Here is a 915-nt window from a genome sequence, read left to right as displayed (position 1 = left end):
GTTACGAAAGAAGATACGCCGAAGAAAGGCACTATTACGGGTGTCACTGATGTGGATGGTGATGATCTGACTTATGCATTAGGTGATAAACCAGCGCATGGTACTGTGACGGTTGATGGTGACGGTAACTATACTTACACGCCAAGCAAAGACTATCACGGTGAAGATGAGTTCACAGTCGTTGTTTCAGATGGCAATGGTGGTAAAGTCACGGTGACGGTTCCTGTAACAGTCACACCGGTGAATGATGCCCCAACGGCAGAAGCACCAGCGATCATTACGAAAGAAGATCAACCAGAAACAGGAAAAGTCACCGGGAAGGATGTAGATGGTGATGAGTTAACTTATGTGGTTTCTGAACAACCGAAAAATGGTACGGTGACGATTGATGAAAAAACCGGTGAATACACTTATACGCCGAAAAAAGATTACAACGGTAATGATGAATTTACAGTAGTGGTATCTGATGGCAATGGCGGTGAAGTGACCGTTACGATTCCTGTAACAGTCATGCCGGTGAATGATGCGCCAACGGCAGAAGCACCGAAGTTAACGACAAATGAAGATACACCGGCAATGGGTAAAGTCACCGGGAACGATGTAGATGGTGATGAGTTAATCTATGTGGTTTCTGAACAACCGAAAAATGGTACGGTAACGATTGATGAAAAAACCGGTAAATACACGTATACACCGAACCCAGATTTCAATGGGGATGATGAGTTTACCGTGGTTGTATCTGATGGTAATGGCGGAACAGTGGAAATCACTGTACCGGTCTATGTTACGCCGGTAAATGATGCGCCGACTGCTGAAGCACCAGCGATCATTACGAAAGAAGATCAACCAGAAACAGGAAAAGTCACCGGGAAGGATGTAGATGGTGATGAGTTAACTTATGTGGTTTCTGAACAA

1 protein-coding gene is annotated in these 915 nt (G+C 44.8%); it reads left to right on the top strand.

Annotated elements, in window-relative coordinates; all coding sequences use genetic code 11:
• Window positions 1-915: tandem-95 repeat protein (locus tag AC0SAP_RS10320; RefSeq protein ID WP_473384103.1), on the top strand; the 915-nt coding region annotated here is incomplete at both ends.

The sequence above is a fragment of the Ignatzschineria sp. PL_is040 genome (genome assembly GCF_055813795.1).
This window is presented reverse-complemented; position numbering and strand designations above follow the sequence as displayed.